18 protein-coding genes are annotated in these 19,710 nt (G+C 43.0%); 5 read left to right on the forward strand and 13 right to left on the reverse strand.

All coding sequences use genetic code 11. From position 1 onward, the window contains the following. Positions 1 to 43: 43 nt before the first annotated feature. Complete coding sequence (locus tag LYNGBM3L_RS02750) at positions 44 to 319, reverse strand: hypothetical protein (RefSeq protein WP_008178783.1); 276 nt, start codon at positions 317 to 319, stop codon at positions 44 to 46. Positions 320 to 763: 444 nt separating this feature from the next. Here LYNGBM3L_RS02750 and LYNGBM3L_RS02755 point away from each other — a divergent pair, with 444 nt between their 5' ends. Continuing rightward, positions 764 to 2,269, forward strand: a complete 1,506-nt coding sequence (locus tag LYNGBM3L_RS02755; RefSeq protein WP_008178786.1) for a GTP-binding protein — start codon at positions 764 to 766, stop codon at positions 2,267 to 2,269. A gap of 135 nt (positions 2,270 to 2,404) precedes the next feature. Here the strand turns inward: LYNGBM3L_RS02755 and LYNGBM3L_RS02760 are convergent, their stop codons facing one another. Beyond that, on the reverse strand, positions 2,405 to 4,036 hold the full coding sequence (locus tag LYNGBM3L_RS02760; RefSeq protein WP_008178789.1) for a mechanosensitive ion channel: 1,632 nt from the start codon (positions 4,034 to 4,036) through the stop codon (positions 2,405 to 2,407). A gap of 1,195 nt (positions 4,037 to 5,231) precedes the next feature. On the opposite strand from LYNGBM3L_RS02760, the gene LYNGBM3L_RS02765 reads away from it, so the two are divergent. After that, on the forward strand, positions 5,232 to 5,696 hold the full coding sequence (locus tag LYNGBM3L_RS02765; protein WP_008178794.1) for an SRPBCC family protein: 465 nt from the start codon (positions 5,232 to 5,234) through the stop codon (positions 5,694 to 5,696). A gap of 51 nt (positions 5,697 to 5,747) precedes the next feature. On the opposite strand, the gene LYNGBM3L_RS02770 is transcribed toward LYNGBM3L_RS02765, so the two are convergent. Then, positions 5,748 to 6,569, reverse strand: coding sequence for a SirB1 family protein (locus tag LYNGBM3L_RS02770; RefSeq protein WP_008178796.1), 822 nt, complete (start codon positions 6,567 to 6,569; stop codon positions 5,748 to 5,750). A gap of 292 nt (positions 6,570 to 6,861) precedes the next feature. Beyond that, positions 6,862 to 7,008, reverse strand: coding sequence for a hypothetical protein (locus LYNGBM3L_RS45395; RefSeq protein WP_008178798.1), 147 nt, complete (start codon positions 7,006 to 7,008; stop codon positions 6,862 to 6,864). A gap of 61 nt (positions 7,009 to 7,069) precedes the next feature. On the opposite strand from LYNGBM3L_RS45395, the gene LYNGBM3L_RS02775 reads away from it, so the two are divergent. Then, positions 7,070 to 8,056 carry an aldo/keto reductase gene (locus tag LYNGBM3L_RS02775; RefSeq protein WP_008178801.1) on the forward strand — a complete coding sequence of 329 codons (987 nt, stop codon included), beginning with the start codon at positions 7,070 to 7,072 and terminating at the stop codon, positions 8,054 to 8,056. 307 nt (positions 8,057 to 8,363) lie between these two features. Here LYNGBM3L_RS02775 and LYNGBM3L_RS02785 read toward each other — a convergent pair whose 3' ends face one another. The 3 genes from LYNGBM3L_RS02785 to LYNGBM3L_RS02795 all read right to left on the reverse strand — a co-directional run bounded on the left by LYNGBM3L_RS02785 (position 8,364) and on the right by LYNGBM3L_RS02795 (position 11,238). Next, the gene (locus LYNGBM3L_RS02785) at positions 8,364 to 9,605 is read right to left on the reverse strand and encodes an SH3 domain-containing protein (protein ID WP_008178805.1); all 1,242 of its coding nucleotides are present in this window, start codon (positions 9,603 to 9,605) and stop codon (positions 8,364 to 8,366) included. An 80-nt stretch (positions 9,606 to 9,685) separates the two neighbouring features. After that, positions 9,686 to 10,564, reverse strand: coding sequence for a universal stress protein (locus tag LYNGBM3L_RS02790; protein ID WP_008178808.1), 879 nt, complete (start codon positions 10,562 to 10,564; stop codon positions 9,686 to 9,688). Positions 10,565 to 11,061: 497 nt separating this feature from the next. Then, entirely contained in the window at positions 11,062 to 11,238 is a 177-nt protein-coding gene (locus tag LYNGBM3L_RS02795) for an NblA/ycf18 family protein (protein ID WP_008178810.1), read from the reverse strand. An 839-nt stretch (positions 11,239 to 12,077) separates the two neighbouring features. Here LYNGBM3L_RS02795 and polA point away from each other — a divergent pair. After that, positions 12,078 to 15,068 (forward strand): DNA polymerase I, encoded by a 2,991-nt coding sequence (gene polA / locus LYNGBM3L_RS02800; protein WP_008178813.1) that lies wholly within the window; start codon positions 12,078 to 12,080, stop codon positions 15,066 to 15,068. Positions 15,069 to 15,441: 373 nt separating this feature from the next. Here the strand turns inward: polA and LYNGBM3L_RS48300 are convergent, their stop codons facing one another. The 6 genes from LYNGBM3L_RS48300 to LYNGBM3L_RS48305 form a co-directional block, all read right to left on the reverse strand. After that, positions 15,442 to 15,573: a hypothetical protein gene (locus tag LYNGBM3L_RS48300; protein ID WP_267871972.1), complete on the reverse strand. Its 132-nt coding sequence runs from the start codon at positions 15,571 to 15,573 to the stop codon at positions 15,442 to 15,444. Between the two features lie 32 nt (positions 15,574 to 15,605). Beyond that, positions 15,606 to 16,097, reverse strand: coding sequence for a hypothetical protein (locus LYNGBM3L_RS02805; protein ID WP_044492054.1), 492 nt, complete (start codon positions 16,095 to 16,097; stop codon positions 15,606 to 15,608). Positions 16,098 to 16,109: 12 nt separating this feature from the next. Further along, a complete protein-coding gene (locus LYNGBM3L_RS42675; protein WP_008178819.1) occupies positions 16,110 to 16,424 on the reverse strand; it encodes a hypothetical protein in 315 nt (104 codons plus the stop codon). Positions 16,425 to 17,067: 643 nt separating this feature from the next. Further along, complete coding sequence (locus LYNGBM3L_RS02815) at positions 17,068 to 17,520, reverse strand: MerR family transcriptional regulator (RefSeq protein WP_008178821.1); 453 nt, start codon at positions 17,518 to 17,520, stop codon at positions 17,068 to 17,070. Then, entirely contained in the window at positions 17,495 to 17,683 is a 189-nt protein-coding gene (locus LYNGBM3L_RS44865; RefSeq protein ID WP_161603119.1) for a hypothetical protein, read from the reverse strand. The genes LYNGBM3L_RS02815 and LYNGBM3L_RS44865 overlap by 26 nt, the downstream gene beginning before the upstream one ends. 11 nt (positions 17,684 to 17,694) lie before the next feature. Then, positions 17,695 to 17,826 (reverse strand): hypothetical protein, encoded by a 132-nt coding sequence (locus tag LYNGBM3L_RS48305; RefSeq protein ID WP_267871973.1) that lies wholly within the window; start codon positions 17,824 to 17,826, stop codon positions 17,695 to 17,697. Between the two features lie 1,051 nt (positions 17,827 to 18,877). Between LYNGBM3L_RS48305 and LYNGBM3L_RS02830 the strand changes: the two genes are divergently transcribed. Then, a complete protein-coding gene (locus LYNGBM3L_RS02830) occupies positions 18,878 to 19,705 on the forward strand; it encodes a hypothetical protein (protein ID WP_008178829.1) in 828 nt (275 codons plus the stop codon). Positions 19,706 to 19,710: the final 5 nt, after the last annotated feature.

A 19,710-nucleotide genomic window follows, 5' to 3' on the forward strand; every position in this document is an offset into this window, starting at 1 on the left:
GACAATGCTAATTCCCACGTTTTTTTAGCACCTAACTTACCTTTTATAAAAGCGTTTTGCTAACCAATAAAGATGCCCCCGTCAATTCTGAACATATGTCTAGCCACTCACACTTTTGCTCTTGGTCTTTTGCTTCATCCCGGCTGGCCAAGGATAACGACGGTGGGTTTTGACTATTGAGTTTACCCTCAAAATTAGTCCATGTTGGTGTATGATCATTAACTTTACCATAATTTACGATTTGGGTATCCGTGAGACTCTGACCTAAGTTCAGTAGCATCGGCAAGGTTAGACTAACACTTAAGAATTGGCTGATCATCTCATATCTCTCCTATGGTTTGCATCGAATCAATGGTGTAAGGCAATGATTAACTCTTCGACAGCTGTGGGTTGGAATCAGGAAGTTACCAGGGATGAATAATGGCTGTAACCCATGTCAGCTGTGAAGCATCTATGTAAGCATTCAGCCGTCAGCTTAAGCGCTACGCGCACGCTGCGCGAACAGCTATCAGCCATTGGCCGTAGGCCACGCTACTTGAGGTGCTTTGTGGCACAGGCAAATAGTTTGTGCCACAGGCTTCGAGGCTGGAACCTAACTCAGCATTATTCGAATGCTTACTTCTTTTATTCAAAAGCTGACGGCTGACGGCTGATAGCTGAATGCTTACGCATCTATTTCTATATTCGCCCTCTTCTCAAAAGTGATTCCTGAACTGATGCTCTAGGATCGAAAGCAGAAGTGTCCTAACCAGGAGGTGCCGTTTTGACCGAATTCTGGCCTGAGTCTGACTCTGTTAACTCTCTAGATTTTGATCAGGATTTAGATAGCGCAATTTCAGGTTTTGAGCAAATCCAGGCAGAACTGAACTACAAACAGGCACAAGACTCCCTCAGGGATCTAGTCGCTAATCTTGACTTATCCCGTAGAGAAAAAGCTGGTTTAGATGCTCAAATCCAAGACTTAGGCAATCTGCTTGAGAAGCTGGAAAATACCTGTATCCAAATTGCGGCCTTTGGCATGGTGGGACGAGGGAAATCCTCTGTACTCAATGCCTTAGTCGGTCAACCTGTATTTGAAACTGGTGCCCTACATGGGGTGACTCAGAATGCTCAAACTGCCCATTGGCAGCCCCATAATCAAAGCCATAATCAAAGCCCTAGTCAAACCTCTAGTCAAGAAACCCCTAGTCCAAATCATAGCCAACAGGATATTCTACAGGTTGCCCTACCCAGTATTGGTAATTCCCAAATTCAGCTAATCGATACCCCAGGGATTGATGAAGTAGATGGGGAAACTCGGGAAGCCTTAGCTCTAGAGGTGGCTAAACAGGCAGATTTACTGCTGTTTATTATTGCTGGTGATATGACTAAGGTAGAGTACCAAGCTCTATCTCAGTTAAGAGCTAGTGGGAAACCGATGTTACTGGTGTTGAACAAGATTGACCAATATCCCGATGCTGATCGCATGGCAATTTACAGAAAAATTCGGGATGAACGGGTCAAGCAGTTGCTTTCACCAGCAGAAATTGTGATGGTTGCTGCTTCACCTTTGGTATCTGTAGCAGTGCGATCGCCTAATGGCAACATTCAGGTCAAGCGCCGCCGAGGGAAACCCCAGATTGAAGATTTGAAACTAAAAATTCTGGAGATTTTACATCGGGAAGGTAAATCCCTTGTTGCTCTTAACACCATGCTTTACGCGGATGAGTTGAATGAAAACTTGGTCAACCGAAAAATGAAGATTCGGGATGACAGTGCCAATCAAATTATCTGGAAAGCAGTGATAACTAAAGCATTTGTGATTGCTCTCAATCCAGTTACTGTTGTGGATATCCTCACCGCTACTGTAGTTGATGTGGTAATGATTCTTACTTTATCCCGTCTCTATGGTATTGCTATGACTGAGCAGGGAGCTGTTCAATTATTACAAAAAATCGCTATGAGTATGGGAGGTATTGGTGCTAGTGAACTCTTGGCTAACTTGGGACTGAGTAGCTTAAAAAGTATTTTAGGCATTTCTGCTCCTGTCACTGGTGGGGTTTCCCTAGCGCCATATATGTCCGTTGCCATCACCCAAGCTAGTGTTGCTGGAGTTTCTGGCTATGGTATTGGACAAATTACCAAAACCTATTTAGCCAATGGAGCATCCTGGGGAGAAGATGGACCAAAAGCCGTTGTTAGACGAATTCTCTCCTCTTTAGACGAAACCTCAATTCTCCATCGCATTAAAGGAGAATTGAGGGCAAGATTATCGAAAGTTGAAGGTTGAAAGTTGTTTGTAAGAATGTAGAATGTAGAATGTAGAATGTAGAATTAAGAATTCTACATTCTACATTCTTAATTCTTAATTCAAAAAGGGCGAACAACCTTGGCCTTTAGGCCACGCTACGCGAATAACTTCGAGTTACTTTTTGAAAGAATCTAGCCATTCTCTAACTTGCTCACCAGCAACATCGCGACCTCCGAGACCGAAGGCTAATGCGATCGCAACCGCGATTGCACCTAAGAGCAAACCAAAGGCTAAGTTCACAATATCAGGGGCAATGCCCATTTGTTGTAGACCTAGAGCTAAAGAAAAAGCAATAATCGCAATCCTAGCTACTTGTGCCAGGATATTGGATTGGCGAGCGCCGGAGCCAGTAATCAAGTTGAAAGCAAAATTGGCTAGGAATAGACCGATAGCAAGGACTACTAACCCGGACAGCACCCGAGCACCAATGAAACCAACCCCACCGACAATGTCAGTTAAGGCGGGAATCTGTAACACATCCGTTGCTGCCACAATACCAGCGATCATGATACCAATCAGTACAAGCAGTCCCGCTAGCTCAGAAGGGGTGCGACTGGTAAGTGGGTTCTGTGGTGTGTCTGATTCTGCTGTTTCATCAGTTGTTTCATCAGTGGTGCTAGGAGCGCTGGCGGAAAAACCTAGCCAATTAAATAAATTGTTGAAGCCAAGGTCTGTCAGGACGTTGGTGAGCAGATCATTAACAAACTGTCCGATTACGTAGAAAACTGCCAGAATACCAGCCGCAGCAAATAGTTTGGGGATGGTATTAGTAACCTGGCTTAACATTGCGATCGAAGGGCCAGAGATGGCCTGGATCTGCAAGGCATTAAGGGCAGCGGTAGCAACGGGAATCAAAATCAGGACATAGACAATCGTACCGATAATCCCCGCTAGGGAGCGACCACCAGAGCTACTTAGTCCAAACCGCTCCCCGATCTGATTTGTACCTGCTGCTGTCAAGAAACTAGTGACAAGACGTTGCACAAGTTGAGCAATAAACCAACCAATAGCACCAATTGCTATGGCTGCGCCAATATTGGGCACAATCCCCCAAATCTCACCCAGCATAGTTAGTACTGGATCGAGAGTTCCCTGTAAGCCTAGGGTCTCTAAGACCGATGGCAGAAACAGTAAGAAGATTAAGTAGTAAAGGGCATTGCCAATGGTTTGAGCCAGAGAGAACTGACTAGTACCACCATCGCCGACTTGCTCACCCAAGCGCTGATCGAGATTCAATGCATTGAGGGTCCTGACTACTATCATCTTGACGATAGTTCCGATTAACCAGGCAATGCCCAATAGAATCGCCGCACCAAAGACACTGGGGAGGAAGCCGAGGATGGTGTCTAGAAAACTATTCAGGGGTCCGGAAACCGTATCTAGCTTGAGGGTTTCTAGAACCGCCACTACCGTGAAAACGATGATAATCCAGAAAACTGCCCCGGATAACCATTGCTCAATGGGAGGAGGCTCGCTTCCTGGCTGACCGCCAGTAGCCCACTGAGCAATGTTGTTGTCAATATTGGTGCGATTCAGTACTGCTTTGGTAATACCAGCAGCAATCTTAGCAAGGATAAGACCAATGACTAAGATTGCGATCGATTTAACCACATTCAGTAAGGTGGTTCCCCCATCTGCCAAAACTTGGTCTAATGCGGGAACTCCTGTCTGGGCTAAAACCAGGTGTGCCGATGGCTGCACACCCACTCCTACAATTTGGAAGATACCTTCCCAAGTTCCATTCATAGTCTTTGTTCTTACTTAAATTGTCCAATGTCACAGGCAACCCTAAGTTTTTTAAGTTCCTTGTGACTACTGTGGTCTGGTGAGGAGCACGGTATTATCGTCTCAACTAGATAAGTTGAGCAGCGGGGAAGCTGCGCGTCTGGTGACCCCAGAGGAACCGAGACGCTGCGGTATAGACTGCCGTCCCAAAAAGAGCTGGACAACAAGAGGTGCAGTTGTTGTGCTTTCCAGTTAAAGCCGGAATCGCCGATTCTGCACAAGGTAACGTTTGCCTCGCCAACGTTGTTGGTCGGTACTTTCCGAACCGCACTGTCTTAGCCCTCGTCTAATTGTTTAACGACTCGGTTCTAGAGCTTGGAGCGGGCAAAGTACCCCAAGGTAGGAACTTTAACACTTGCCAACAACGTAGATCCTTTACCTTAAGGGCAACCCCTTGGGTCAAGGTCTTAGGCTGGTCAGCTACCTGAAGGGAGGCTATCTACGCCTGGTCTCTTCAGAGGAGGGTGCTGACTGAAAATAACCTTGAGCAGAAGGTACGACAAGAAGATTTAAAAGTAAAGGTTGAGATGTTCATGGAGAACGTTTTACTCCTCAAATTTTCCACAGATGTGGCTTAATCTTGCCTAACTGACAAATCTTGACCCAGGAGTGCTGATAGAATTTACCCATAGTTGCCGACAGGAGTCAACTGCTTGGCTTAGGGGGTCTTACCCCCGCTGGTTAGCTGGGTAACTTGATTGAGTGTTGAATCGGCATTTGCCCCGATGTGACGTCGGACACTCGGGAGCTGAAAGATTTCTTGGTAGGTTTGTCAGTCACTCAAGACGTAACCCTTATATTTAGAGCGAATTGATGTACAAAAATCAAGTCTTGATTAATTTTTCCTCCTCACAACTCTAGTGGTCTGGTAGTGTGGCTAGCTGCCACGGTAATCAAGATAGTTCATTGAACCTCCCCAACCGGTATAGGATGGGGATTCCCAGGCACAACCAACTAAGTGGCTGTTAACTCCATGGGCGTAACTTTCCCTGGCCGTAGGCCACGCTGCGCGAACGTTCCGGGGGTAGCCGGGTAGGATCGATACCCAGTTTTTTCGCTTATTAACGCCATTGAGGGGAAAAGAATACCCCGTCCTCTTAGGTCTCGGATGAATTTTCCCCTCAAACTCCCCTCTTCGATAATGTGGAAATTTTACATGCAAAACGCCCAAATTTTTGAACAATCCATTAAAATTAATGCCAGCGCCACCATTGTTGAGCGCTGTATCACTGACCAGAGCTTAATGCATCGCTGGCTCAACCCGATTTTGCGTTGTGAATCAGTGGGGCAGTGGAGTACTGATGTCGGGAGTCGCTCGCGGTTTATTATTAACATTCCCTGGTTGCAGCCCACTCTCAAGAGTGTGGTTATTGACCGCAAGCCAGGGTTAGTGGTTTGGCAGTTCCAGGGTTTTTTCAAAGGACGAGACCGCTGGGAGTGTCAGCCAGCTGAACAAGGCACCCGTTTGGTCAACCGTTTTGAATTTGAAATTCCCAACCCCATCGTTAGCTGGGGATTCAACAGCTTTGCTGCCCAATGGACTCAGAATGATATGAAAGCCCAACTCAGACGCCTTAAGTTAGTAGCAGAAGAGATTTACCGACGTGAGTGCAGTCATTAGGGATTAGGGATTAGGGAATTGGTGATTAGTCATGCCCATCCATAGAAGCCTTTACTCATTTCCGATCTGTTTTAGTAACCGACGAATGATATCAGCATCCTCAGCTTGGGGCAGGATTTCCAAATAACGTTCTAAATCCTGGCATGCTTCTGATAAATATCCCAACTGGGAGTAAATCAGCCCCCGATCCCGCAGTTGTACCGGTGCATTAGGAAACAGCAACAACATGCGCTCAACTGCGGCTAGCGCTCTAGGTAAGTCTTGGCCATTGAGATAAATCAATTTAAGATTCATGAGCATCCTTGCTAACAGCTGCCGATTACTCACCGGTGCTAGGAAACTTGGTTGTAGGGTTACCGGATGACCATAAATTTGGGTTAGTCGTTCCTCGCAATCTTGTTCAAATAAAATCTCACCACCATCGAAAGCATCTACAAAGATCCCCACCTGCTCAAACTCTGGGCGAATTAGGAAATGCCCTGGCATCCCAATACCAACCATGGGAAAATCAAGGCGTCGAGCGACTTCCAGGTACACCACCGAAAGGCTAATCGGAATACCTGTGCGCCGATCCATGACCTGATTTAGGAAACTATTACGGGGATCGTAGTAATCACTGCTATTGCCCGAATATCCTAGGTCATCATAGAAATACTGATTAAGAGTTTTAATCACTCGCAGGGGATAGCGTTGCTCAGGCAAACGCTCCTCTACTTCAGATGCCATCACATCTAAGGCATTCAAGTAATCATCAATAGCCAGATCCGGGTATTCTTCCTCAGCTATGTAAAGCGCTGCTCTTGCCAAATGAATTTGGTCATCTGGCTGATTTATTTCTGTGTAAAACCCTTGACGCCCTAAGGTAAAGTCCATCTAAAATTTCCTCAGCTACTATGAATATAGCAGAAGTCAGAAGTCAGAAGTCAGAAGTCAGAAGTAAAACTATTGCTATACTTAGCTTTGAGACTTTTGTCATGTCCTAACTGCCCTGGCGACTGCTATATATAGTATTTTTATGTGATAGGTAAACATAAGATTGATATCAAAAGGGAACAGGGAATAGGGAATAGGGAACAGTGTCAAGATATCTGAGGAGTTTTTAGTGTTATCATAAAGCGATACAGTTGCTGATAGGGAAGGGCTGCATCAATACAGGGATAAGAGTTTAAGTTTTTTTTCCTGATTTAATTCCAGTTGCCAAACCTGTATGTTTATCGGCGTAGATAATGTTTCCACCATTGGAATAGATAAAGTTAGCAATCTTGGCGACAAGTACTTTGTCAGCTGTTTGCGTAGCGTGCGCGTAGCGCATATGCTTAGGTTGCAGAAACCAGGCTAAAATACGGGCAAACCTACTGTAAAATAGGCGAGCGATGACACGTAAAACAACTCGACGTCAGTTGATCGTGACCAGTGTTGCTGCTGCGGGTGGTATTGTTGGAAGTGCAGCATGGCATCAACAGCAGTCTCAACTGTCAGCAACAGCAGCTATTCAACTGCCAACAGCAGCTACAATGCCAGAACGAGTGTTAGGTAAAACGGGGGTGAAAGTTCCAATCTTTGGATTGGGAGGTGCAGGAAAAACGCCTTTGTCGAAGATGAATCGAGAAGCTGATGCCGTCGCCCAAATTGAAGCGGCGTTACAGTTTGGAATTCGTTATTTTGATACGGCGGCTAGTTATGGCCCCAGCGAAGAATATATGGGTAAGGTATTACCCGCTTATCGCTCTAATCTATTTTTAGCAACAAAAACAGCACAACGAGATCGAGATGGGGCTTGGCGAGAGTTAGAGCGATCGCTTAAACGCCTTCAAACTGATTCTATCGATTTATGGCAATTACATCATGTTTCTTTTCACGAAACGTTAGATCAGATTTTTAGTCCCAATGGCGCTATCAAAGCCTTTGAAGAAGCAAAAGAACAAGGAATTGTAAAATATTTAGGTATTACCGGACATCACGAACCGGATGTGATTGCAGAAGGGTTGCGGCGCTATCCCTTTGATACCACCTTAATTTCTCTCAATGCGGCAGATGTTCATCATCCTCGTCCTTTTGCCAAAACTGTTTTACCAGTGGCGCGAGAGAAAAATGTAGGAGTCGTTGCTATGAAAGTTCCGGCTTATGGCAGGTTATTCAAAAATGGTGTCTTAGATGGAATGGATCAAGCTATGGGTTATGTTTTGTCTCTGGAGGGAGTACATTGTTGTATTATTGCTGCCGAATCCGTCAAGCAATTAGAATCAAATTTTAAAGTAGCCCAAGCATTTCAATCGTTGAGTTCAGAACAAATGACTGCTATTGAAGCACGGACAGCTTCTGCTTGGAAAGACAATACATTTTTCCGGAAGTGGACTTAAAATTATGTAAGCATTCAGCAGTCAGCGGTCAGCCGTTGGCCAGGCTAGGGGAATGGCCAAGCTACTTGAGCTGCCGTCAGCTGACTTAACAGAGATTAAAGCAATGCTTACTTGTTTGATTCCAAAGCTGAGAGCTGATAGCTGAGAGCTGATAGCTGATAGCTGAATGGTTAAAGAATTATAGCTTATAACAACGTGCATGCTCGATACTTACAGATCAGCAGTAGGGTGCGTTATTAACGCACCCTACAATCTTAGCTGCATCGCTAGATCGACAATGCTGCCAGATCTCAGCCAGATCTCAGCGTTAACCCACTGGTTCTGACTCCTCTTCTGGCTTAGACTCAGGACAATAGATCAGATACTTGCCAGTAACGTAACCTTGTAAGGGCGCAGAAATAGGAACCCAGCCATTATTTCCACGATTAACAATCGTTACCTTAGAACCATCAGCGAGAATTCCAATAATCTCGCCATCATTTGACGGTGCTTTGCGGACATTTAAACCCTGTGGTGCTGAAACTTGCCGACAATTCTCTTCAGATGGTGGTGGTGTTGGACAAGGTTTTATCGTAACAAACTGGCCAGACACATAACCGATTATGGGTTCTGAAATCTTCAGCCAGCCATCGGCACCTATACTCTCAATCTTGACCTCAGTACCATTTTTTAATGTACCGATACTGGGACCACCAGGGGTTGAACGCACGATCAGATCACTACCACGAGTGGTAACTGTACCACACTGTTCTTTGACGGTGGGACAGGGTTGAAGATATGCCTCAGACACATAACCTTTCTGGGGCGAAACAATCGGTACCCAACCATCAGTACTAGTACCCTTGATAGTGACCTTAGTACCATTTTCTACAACACCGACAATGGTACCACCGGGGGTCGCACGCACATTGAGCGGGTTACCCTTAGTCGAAACTAGACGACATTCTTCTTTCGGAGGAGGAGGTGGACAGGGTTTAAGATACCGGTCGGAAACATAACCTTTTAGGGGAGAGACAACCTGTACCCAACCATCAGTAATGGTATTGACGATAGTGACTTTAGCGCCATTGTCCAAGTCACCAATAATCTTACCACCAGGACTCTGACGTACATTCAGACCCCTGCCAGTATTGGTCGAAACTATGCGACATTCCTGTTTAGGTGGTGGTGGACAGGATTGGAGATACCGCTGAGAAATATAACCTGACAAGGGAGAAGAAATTTTTGCCCAGTCTTGGTTTACTATTTGCTCAAGGGTAACCTCAGACCCGTTTTTGACAAAACCGATAATCCGGTAATTGCTACCGGGTCCACTGCGGACATTGAGATCACTGCCTCTAGTCACCACTTTGCGGCAATTGTCTGTAGCCGCAGCAAGTTGAAATTTTACCTGGTTCTCAAATGAGATGTTTTCTAAACGAGATGATGGGGTAAATTGAGCGATCGCAGGACTAGTAGCATAAGATGGCGCAGGAAAAGCTGTAAAAGCTAGCGCCACAGAGATGCACACCACTAGTAATCTTCGCCAACCACTAATCTTTCTGATCATATGTTGGATTTATTATTCACTATCAAAGTGGAACGGCTTTATTTTATTAGAACTCTGCATAAAACCCTATACTCTCGATCCTAGCTTTGTGGTGGAAAGAAGAGAACAGGGTGCCAGCTGCTGCGCATTAAATCACCGGCTAAGCTACGCACTGACCAATCTAAGAATTTTCCTTTGTGATCGGAAGAGATTGCGATCGCAGTAATATCAAATTCTAAGGCTGTGTCTAAAATCTCTTCACGGGGATTGCCCACTCGCACGTCCGTATTGACCTGTAAGCCCAGCTCTTCTAACTCTGCTTTTACTGGTTCTAGCTTGTCTTGAGCTTTTTGTAACTGAGGGTCCTTGGATAATTCTCTGCGCCCCCCTTCGCTGACTACCCACAACAGCATACACTGCTTGATTGAGTTATCTGGTGCTTGTTTAGCATACTCTTTGACCCTTTCGACGGTATAGTTCGAGGCTGTAGTGCCGTCATAGGGAATTAGTAAATACCGGAATAGATGTTTGCAGCGTAGATCGAGTTCTTCGCAGGTGTAAGCTGAAATCAGTTGTGGTCGCAGCATTAGCAATGGTGTACTACATTCCTTGGTCAAGGTTGCTGTAGTGCTACCGAAAAGCTTTTCTTGTAATAAGCTGCGCACTGGCGTGCCAATCAGGATGACATCAGCATCGTAACGTTTGGCGATTTTAGGAATACTGTCACTAGGACGACCTGAGGTCACTTCGATGTGAACCTCTACCCCTTCAGGTATATTGGTCAAACCCTCTTCAAAGCGGCGGCGAGCTTGTTCTATTCCTTCTTCATCAATACGAGGTATTTCTCCCTCTTCCCAAAGCGGAACAAAGTTGCAGAAGATGATTTTCTTGAGCCCACCAGCCGCTAAACTGGGGACAAAATCTACTAGCCGATATAAACCGTCGGAGAAGTCGGTGCAGACTAGGCAATGCTGAAACATATGCAGGGAGGATCGCTTTTTCTTAGAGTTTCTTTCAGACTAGAACAATTTACAATTACTTTAGATAGTTTTAGATAGTTTGGGATTATTTTATATAAATTTATCAACTATTCATCCTGGCTGCCCTAGAGTGAATTGGGGTATTGCCAATCCGTAAGCTATCAGATATCAGCGAACAGCGATTAGCGCTACGCGCACGCTACGCGAACACCTTGTGAATAAAACAGGTAAGCATTCGTTTAATATCTGTTACGTCTACTGACGGCTGAACGCTGAAGGCTGAAGACTTCCCTTTAAGCAAGCCTACGGTGATAATACTTACGCTGATGATATTAGTTAACAATAAGTTGAATCAATCAATTTTAATTTTAATTAAATCTTAATATAATTCGAGTTGACGCCCCAGCATCCCCAGCTCCTTTCCTACCTACGGAATTGAGCAAGAGAAGGAGGTCGCGGCTCAATTAAGGCCAATAACAATCAGACTAGGGCTTTAGCTATAATCCCCACTCGTGTTTTAGGACTTCTTTGTACATTGTTTCACGCATCATCATTTGCTCATAGAGTTTGATTAGGAATTCCTGAGCTTGCTCACGGCTCATTTTCTGGACCTGAGATTCAAAGGACCGCAGGTTAAATTTTTGTTCCAGGGAAAGTTCTACAGGTTTAGACATAGTTGAGCTCCTTAAAAACTAATCATGGGTTTTGGCTGGCTAGAGCAGCCCTAGTCATGGTCACCCTAGGTATCGGTAAATGTATCAACCGTTAACCTATCTGACCTTTAATGAAGAATCGTAACAAGTATTTGACAAAATTGCCATATTTTGATTCTGCATGACGTTAGAAACAATCGTAGACTATTTCTAGCAAGTTTCCTGGCTAGGATTGATGCTGTCCAATTCGGTATAGTTGTTTCTTATACTCCATAAAACAAAAGTTGATGCCTTCATCATCAACAGGACTTACGCAAAAATAGACACACCACAAAGGTGCTGAATTGCTAGGATTCTTTAATAACGCACCTTACCGGTAGAGTTACTGAGTAAGCTGTGAGCAAAACACTGCTCAGGTTTCGTTAATAACACACCTTCCCGGTAGAGTTAGTGAGTAAGCTGTGATCAACACATGGCTATTCCATGCGATCGCATAAGCGCGGAAGCTGAGGCCGTAGGCCACGCGGGGCGCGTTCGCTTCATCGCAAAGCCGATCATACAACCAGCACCCTACCGGAATAGTAGTGAGTTAACTATATAGTATTTATCCGAGTTAAGTCAGTGGTTTTAATGGGATTGGCCGTAGGCCACGCTACGCGAACGCAAAGCCAATGATATAACTAGGCTTCTAACGGAATAGTAGTTAATTAACTATAGTTGAGATACCATTAGCCAGTTAACATAGACCCTAGACCGTTAACGATTCATTCTTAGTTAATTACCTGATCAGTCTGAGTTAATCCGGAATTCCCTAGCTACCAACAAACAACCAATCGCTACAATACCGCTACAATAGGGCTATGCCCAGATCTACTTCTTCTGAGAACTCTCCCCCGGTCCCTGATGATTCCCCAATGGTAGCATCCCCCCTACTGATCCTAATTGATGGTCATTCTCTGGCTTTTCGCTCCTATTTTGCTTTTGCCAAAAGTCGTCAGGGTGGATTACGGACTAAAACTGGAATTCCGACCAGTGTCTGTTTTGGCTTCATTAAATCTTTGCTAGAGGTAATGGAGTCAGAAAACCCGAATGCGATCGCAATTGCTTTCGATACCAAAGAAGCCACCTTTCGCCAACAAGCCGATGCTACTTATAAAGCCAATCGCACCGAAACACCAGAAGATTTCTTACCAGATGTCAAGAATCTCCAGCAGTTACTACAAGGGTTAAGAATCCCAGTAATAACTTCTCCTGGTTATGAAGCTGATGATGTATTGGCAACCTTAGCTCACCAAGCTATTGATCAAGGCTATCGTGTCAAAGTTGTATCTGGCGATCGCGATTTATTTCAACTAGTTGCTCCAGACAAAGGAATTACCGTTTTATATCTCAGTGGTCCGTTTTCTAGGGGGAGTGCTACAGTTGGCCCAACGGAATATGGCTTAGAGGAAGTAGAAGCAAAATTGGGAGTATTACCCTCTCAAGTCGTGGATTATAAAGCCCTCTGTGGGGATCCATCCGATAATATTCCTGGAGTTAAGGGCATCGGAGCAAAGACTGCAGTTAAGTTACTCAAAGAATACCAAAACCTGGATAATATTTATGCTTCCCTTGATACTATTAAGGGTGCCGTTAAGAAAAAGCTGGAAGTAGGTAAGTCAGATGCGGAACATGCTCGCTATTTGGCTCAATTACGATTTGATACTCCTATCGATATTGATTTAGACCAATGTCAGCTCCAAGGATTCGATCCTCAAGTGCTCAAACCGCTATTGGAGCGATTAGAATTAAAGTCATTTATCAGTCAAATAGATAAACTTCAGCAGCGTTTTGGTGGCGTAGTGCTAGAGGATATCGAAACTAGTGCCCCAAATGATACTGTTAGTGATACTGTTTCAAATACTGATAGTGATACTGATACTCAGGAAGATGATGATATTTCCTTTTTCAGTGTAGCGGAAACGGAAGAGTTTCAAGAGCAAGGGTCTAATACTGGTTCGATTCAACCACAAATTATCGATACTGTAGACAAGCTCAATCAATTAGTTGAACAGCTGAAATACTATACCGATGCTGGAAATCCTGTGGCTTGGGATACAGAAACCAGTGATTTGGAACCACGAGATGCTCAGTTGGTGGGGATTGGCTGTTGTTGGGGAAAAGAATTTACTGATGTTGCTTATATTCCTATCGGTCATAAGGATGGGACTAATTTAGACAAGGATATTGTCTTAGAATCCCTACGTCCAATTTTAGAAAGCTCAGATTATCCCAAAGTATTACAAAATAGTAAATTCGACCGACTAGTCTTACGTTGTAACGGGATTCAGCTAGCAGGAGTGGTATTCGATACCATGCTAGCGAGTTATGTACTCAATCCCGAAACTAGCCATAAACTTAGTGACCTAGGGCTGCACTATTTAGGAATAGAAGCACAAAGTTATAATGACTTGGTTCCAAAAGGGAAAACTATCAGAGATTTAGACATTCCTACTGTAGCCGATTACTGTGGGATGGATGCTTATACCACCTTCGGAATAGTTTTTAAATTGCGAGAGGAATTGGAGCAAATTCCAGCATTGCAGCAATTGTTGCTAGAAGTAGAGCAACCCCTGGAACCGGTATTAGCTGAGATGGAATACCAGGGGATTCGTATTGATAAGGATTATCTGCAACAGTTCTCTCAAGAGCTGGAAAAGGATTTAGTGGCAATTAAGCAGCAAGCCTATCAAGATGCTGGAGAAGAATTTAATTTAGGTTCCCCTAAACAGCTCAGTCAGTTACTGTTTGAGAAACTAGGGTTAGATCGTAGGAAGTCTCGTAAAACCAAAACCGGTTACTCTACCGATGCTACTATATTAGCTAAATTACAAGGAGACCATCCCGTAGTAGATGCTATTGTGGAATACCGTAGCTTATCTAAATTGAAATCTACTTATGTGGATGCTTTACCAGCACTGATGCGTTCTGATACTAAACGAGTACATACGGATTTCAACCAGACCGTGACCACAACTGGTAGATTATCTTCATCTAGTCCTAATTTACAAAATATTCCTATTCGTACTGATTTTAGTCGCCAGATTCGGAAGGGTTTTATTCCAGAATCCGGTTGGCTGTTGGTATCTGCTGACTATTCCCAAATTGAGTTACGAATCCTAGCTCACTTGAGTCAAGAGCCAGTGCTAGTGGAAGCTTATCAAACTCAAGCGGATGTCCATACCTTGACAGCGCAAATGTTATTTGATAAAGAAGACATTACTGCTGAAGAGCGGCGCTTGGGTAAAATAATTAATTTTGGCGTAATTTACGGCATGGGAGCACAACGGTTTGCTCGCGAAGCTAAGGTATCGACAGCTGAAGGAAAAGAATTTATTGATCGATTGAACCAACGCTATCCTCTAGTGTTTGCTTATTTAGAGGAAACTAAGAAAAAAGCGATCGCACAAGGCTATGTAGAAACTATACTCGGACGCCGCCGCTACTTTAGCTTTGGTGGTAACAGTCTTAGAAGGCTGCAAGGTAAGCCTCTCGATCAGATTGATCTAGATAAACTTAAGAGTATCAATCCTTATGATGCTGGGTCATTAAGAGCAGCAGCTAATTCCCCGATTCAAGGCTCTAGCGCTGATATCATCAAAATTGCCATGATTAAACTCTATCAAGAGTTACAGAAATATAAGGCGCGGTTGCTATTACAAGTCCATGATGAATTAATCTTTGAAATTCCCCCTGATGAATGGGAAGAATTGCAGCTAAAAATTCGAGAAACTATGGAATCAGCAGTTGAGTTGACTGTTCCTTTGGTTGTGGAAATACATGCTGGGGATAATTGGATGGAAGCGAAATAAGGCAATAGTGCGTAGGGTGTGTTAGGGGCGGACTTGTCCTTATTTTTAGGCGTTGCTGAATTAAGGAATGAATGTGCGATAATTTGGTTTTATTAAAGCCCCCTAAATCCCCCGAGCGAGCAATCCCTCGCTCGGGGGACTTTCATAGTTTTGTTCCCCCCAGAATTGGGGGGCTAGGGGGGCAAAACCATACGCATAATCAGCAACGCCGATTTTTATCCTCGTAGCCAGCATTGGAATAGTCCGCACCGTAACGCACCACCGAGTCTAATTCAGAGTTGACACTCCCCGATATAATAATGAAATATTTACTGGATAAGGGTTTTGGAATTTAGATGCGTTTGTTCTGGTACGGAAAAAGCAAAAATGATCCCTAAGTAGAAAAGCGATCGCTAAGTATAAAGGCGATCGCTTTATTATGGTTAGTTTCAGAAAAATGGACAATTAAGTAAGCCTTAGCATGGGTATCACTAGCATAAACTAAGATTATGCTAGTGATACCCATGCTTTCAGATACTTCTGTCAGTCAGACAGCACCTAAACTGTTAGTTCATTACGTTGGTAGTGAACAGTTACAAAACCTGTGTTGTCGCCATAGCCACCCGGTGCATCGTTCATCTTAAATACACATTTTTCATCCTCAAACAATGGAATCTCGGGAGTCCTGCAATCTTCATAATTTAGTCCACTGCTACAATCAACAATCAGAGAAAATGAATCATATTCAGGATATAACATTTGATATTGACTCTCCCAGTTTGGATCTCCGCACCAATCACATTCAGGAGTGGCGGATCCTCCTTGCCATACACCTTCTGCATCAAAAAAGTAATCTCCATACTCTCCATAGTGAAGGGAGGGGTCGAAAACCGCAACACCGCTTTCGTCATTGGCATACACTTCAAAACTACCAAAATCCTCGAGTGGGATTGGGGTAGATGCTAATGCAGGACTAGCCATTAAGTTGAGTGTCATAAGGAACCCAATAAAAACAATGAAGAAGTTCCTCAAAATCTTGTTAAGTTTCATCTAGATTTCTCGTTAAATTTTGGCCTTTGCCAATTTACTCGTAAATTGTAAAGTATTTTTCAAATTATAAACCTCATAAACCTCATGTAAAACCTCATGTAAAACCTCATGTAAAACCTCATGTAAAACCTCATGTAAAACCTCATAAACCTCACGTAAAACCTCATAAACCTCATAAATTTCATGTAAAACCTCATAAATCTCATGTAAAACCTCATGTAAAACCTCATGTAAAACCTCATAAACCTCATAAATCTCATGTAAAACCTCATAAATCTCATGTAAAACCTCATAAATCAGGTAATTTGTATAAATGGTAACAGACAAAATTATTATTAACTCAATTTTTTTAGAAAATTAGAATAAATCCCATCCTAAAGAAGTTTTTTTTGTTCAAAGTCAACGAATTTTCCGCTGACTTTGAACAAAAATCCAATTCGGATTGCGTACGCAACCATAATTTAGAGTACTCTCAAATCGACCAAGGATAACACGGCCAATAATTGATAATAAATTGGGCTTATTGATAATAAACAGGGTGATTAAAGATTTTTGATACTATTTACGAACATTTACTTCAGAGGTATGGTTCCGCTAAGCCATACATGGTTAAGATTCCAATCGAATCCAAAATTAGTGGTGAATTCACTATTCCTGATCGGTATCAAAGCTGTGAGGGGAATGGTTGTAAGTAAGAGTTATATAGCAATTCTGTTTCCCATGAGGTACCAAGGGATCCCCCTAAATCCCCCTTAAAAGGGGGACTTTGAGGTTGCTTACTTTACCTCATACATGCAATAAACGCTATAACTATTTTTGGTGATAACTTTACCACAATATACTGCTAGCTGAGTCAAGCCATTAGCTTGAGCTACCGGGCTATGCGATCGCGCTTTCATACTTCAATGTCTTGATGCAACGCCGAGTAATGAAATAGATATTTTGACTAGTCCCAAATCCCTTAACGCCCTCAACTACTAGCCGGAAAACTCCCACCTATAAAGTGAATATCACTAAAGGTTTCAATCCACAAACGAGCGCCACAATCGAGTGGATTATCCGGCTGATACACAATCTTACAAGGACCGAGGATTTCTACCTCATTACCGTAGAGATTGGTTCCCTTTCGTTTTACTGAAATCACTGGCTTCCGGTCTTCCGGGCTTTTTTTCATATTTGAGCCAATGTGATTGCGATTGACATTAATCTTGGCTAAAGCGGTCGTACGACTAGTGCGCCATTTGCCCTTTGGTCCACGATTACCTTTAGTAATTTGCGGCAAATTGTTGAACAGAGGAATAATCCAGAATTTCCCGCTTTTATAGGCACCCCGGACGCGACCCTTGTCTAGGAGTTGGCGCAATCGTCGAGAAGAAATTCCTAATAGAGATGCTGCTTCAGTAGTTCCAACGCACTTGTTCATCAGTTGACCCTGCTTTAACTATTCCGATAATACTAGTATAAGGTAAAAAAGAGAAATTGACAATTTCCGGGAATCGGGAGGAAAGCGTGGTAATAGTGGTAAACATGGTAAGGGTGGCTAGCAAGTCAAGTGCTGTGGTTTCGACTATTAGCGACTGCGTCAATATCGGAATAGTTAGGAAATCGGGAATCGGGAATCGGGAATTGGGAATCGGGAATTGGGAATCGGGAATTGGGAATCGGGAATGTTTTCGTGTAGCGTGACCTGCCTGTCAATCGCATATAAGTGATCGGCAAATGCGATCACTATGGTGGAAATAAGTGTGTGGTAGTGCAGTTTTTAGCAATCTACGGACAGTAAAATCCATAAATTTGTACCTAACTGAATTGCAAACTGCTGTAATGCCAAACACAGCAAACAGGGAATAGATAAAAGGGCTGATATCTACATATTGGATATGCTCACCAGCTTCTTTACTTAAACCTAATCCCTCTTGCTGTACTAGCAGTTTAGCTAACAGTAAATTATTACCAGCCCCCATTCACATAACAGACAGGGTAAGTGCCTATTCCATAATTGGAATAAATGGCCTATTGCATACACTACAAGGATCTAGTGTGTCGTTTCCATTATTACCGCTACCAATAGTATCTTCATCAGTTAGGCAGCTAATCTTCTTGCTAGAATGGAGACTACCATTGTAGTAATAATTTAGAAAACAGGAATCACCTTCTTGTTCTATAACAAAGCAATCTATATCATCACCACATGGGTTTTCCTGTATATTGATTTCATCCGCGAGTGTTTTTACAGGTGCTAACCCGAACATTGAAAAGGCTAAAGAACTGCTCAACAAAATAGTCGAAAAATTTTTAAGCATAATACTAAGAACTTGAAATCGTTAGTCGCACACTTTAATCAGACATGATTTGTAATTGATTGTTCCTGCGCGACTAAAAAAAAATGGGGGAAGAAACTTATCTCCTCCAGGACTTACGCAAAAAATATACTTGTAAAATTTATTAACAATCATTTTACGTTGTATATAATATATATAGCGGTTATAATGTCTTGATGCAGCGCGGTCATAGGGGGAACCCTCAAGACCGCGCTGCATCGCTTGCTGTTAGGTACTTTTGTTCTGGGTTTTTAGGGAGCAGAGACTAAGGCCGTGGGACAGACTACGGACGGAGCAGGGAAGAGAGAAGAAAATCCTGTGACCTGATCATTATGGTTCTTCCGTACTAAGAGTAGGGAAATCTGAAGTTGTAAGGAATGGCCTTTAAGGGATCAGATCCTTTTCAATCACTTGAGGAGTGGTTAGAATCTTTAGACATATCAATACTATAGTCATCATATGCAAAATTACAAACAAGATCAGAAGCTAGTAAACCCGGAGAATCCACCTAGATCTTTAGTTAAGAATTTTTTATGGATGGGAATCGGTATTGCTACACTTTTCATTACTGGTAAGGGAGCCATTTTTGGCTATCAGCAATGGCTATCTCATCAAGAGCAACTATTTGTGGAAACGATGGAAGACCTGATCATCAATAAAGACTTTGTCGAGTGTATGAACAAAGCTCTAGAAATTCCTGAAAGTTCTCACCAATCCTATAATGCACGAGCTTTTCTAAATCAGTGTGCTCAAGGACAGTTGGATCAAGCAGAGAAAGTGGTAAAATCACAGGAGTTGAAACCAGTTGATGAAAATTATAAATTAGCCATTAACTTGGCCAAAAAAATTCCTTCATCAACATCTGTATATAATCAAGCTCAAGATGCGATCCTTAAGTGGGAAAAAAAGTGGAGAAAATTAGTTGGAGTAGAAGGCTTTACTGATGGCATTTATTTTTACCAGCAGAACAAAGGCTCTAATCTATATCTTATTTTCCAGAAGCAAGGAAATAAGATATTAGGTAAAAAATATGGGTTTCAAAGTGATTATATAGTTTGTTTGAGAGGAGTTATACGGCGTGATATACTGAAAGACTTAACTGGAATTTCTTATGGCATTGATTTTATACCACAGGTCGAAAGTGTTGACCCAATAAATTTATCGAAGTGGTATCGAATAAGTTGGGATAAAATCTCTAACTCTAGCAAGTATCCTCTACACTATGCTTATAACAATAAGGATCATCATATAGAATCTTGTCAAAAAGAATTTGATAAAAACCCTTGATCAAC

The organism is Moorena producens 3L, from assembly GCF_000211815.1.
Classification (GTDB): Bacteria; Cyanobacteriota; Cyanobacteriia; order Cyanobacteriales; family Coleofasciculaceae; genus Moorena; species Moorena producens.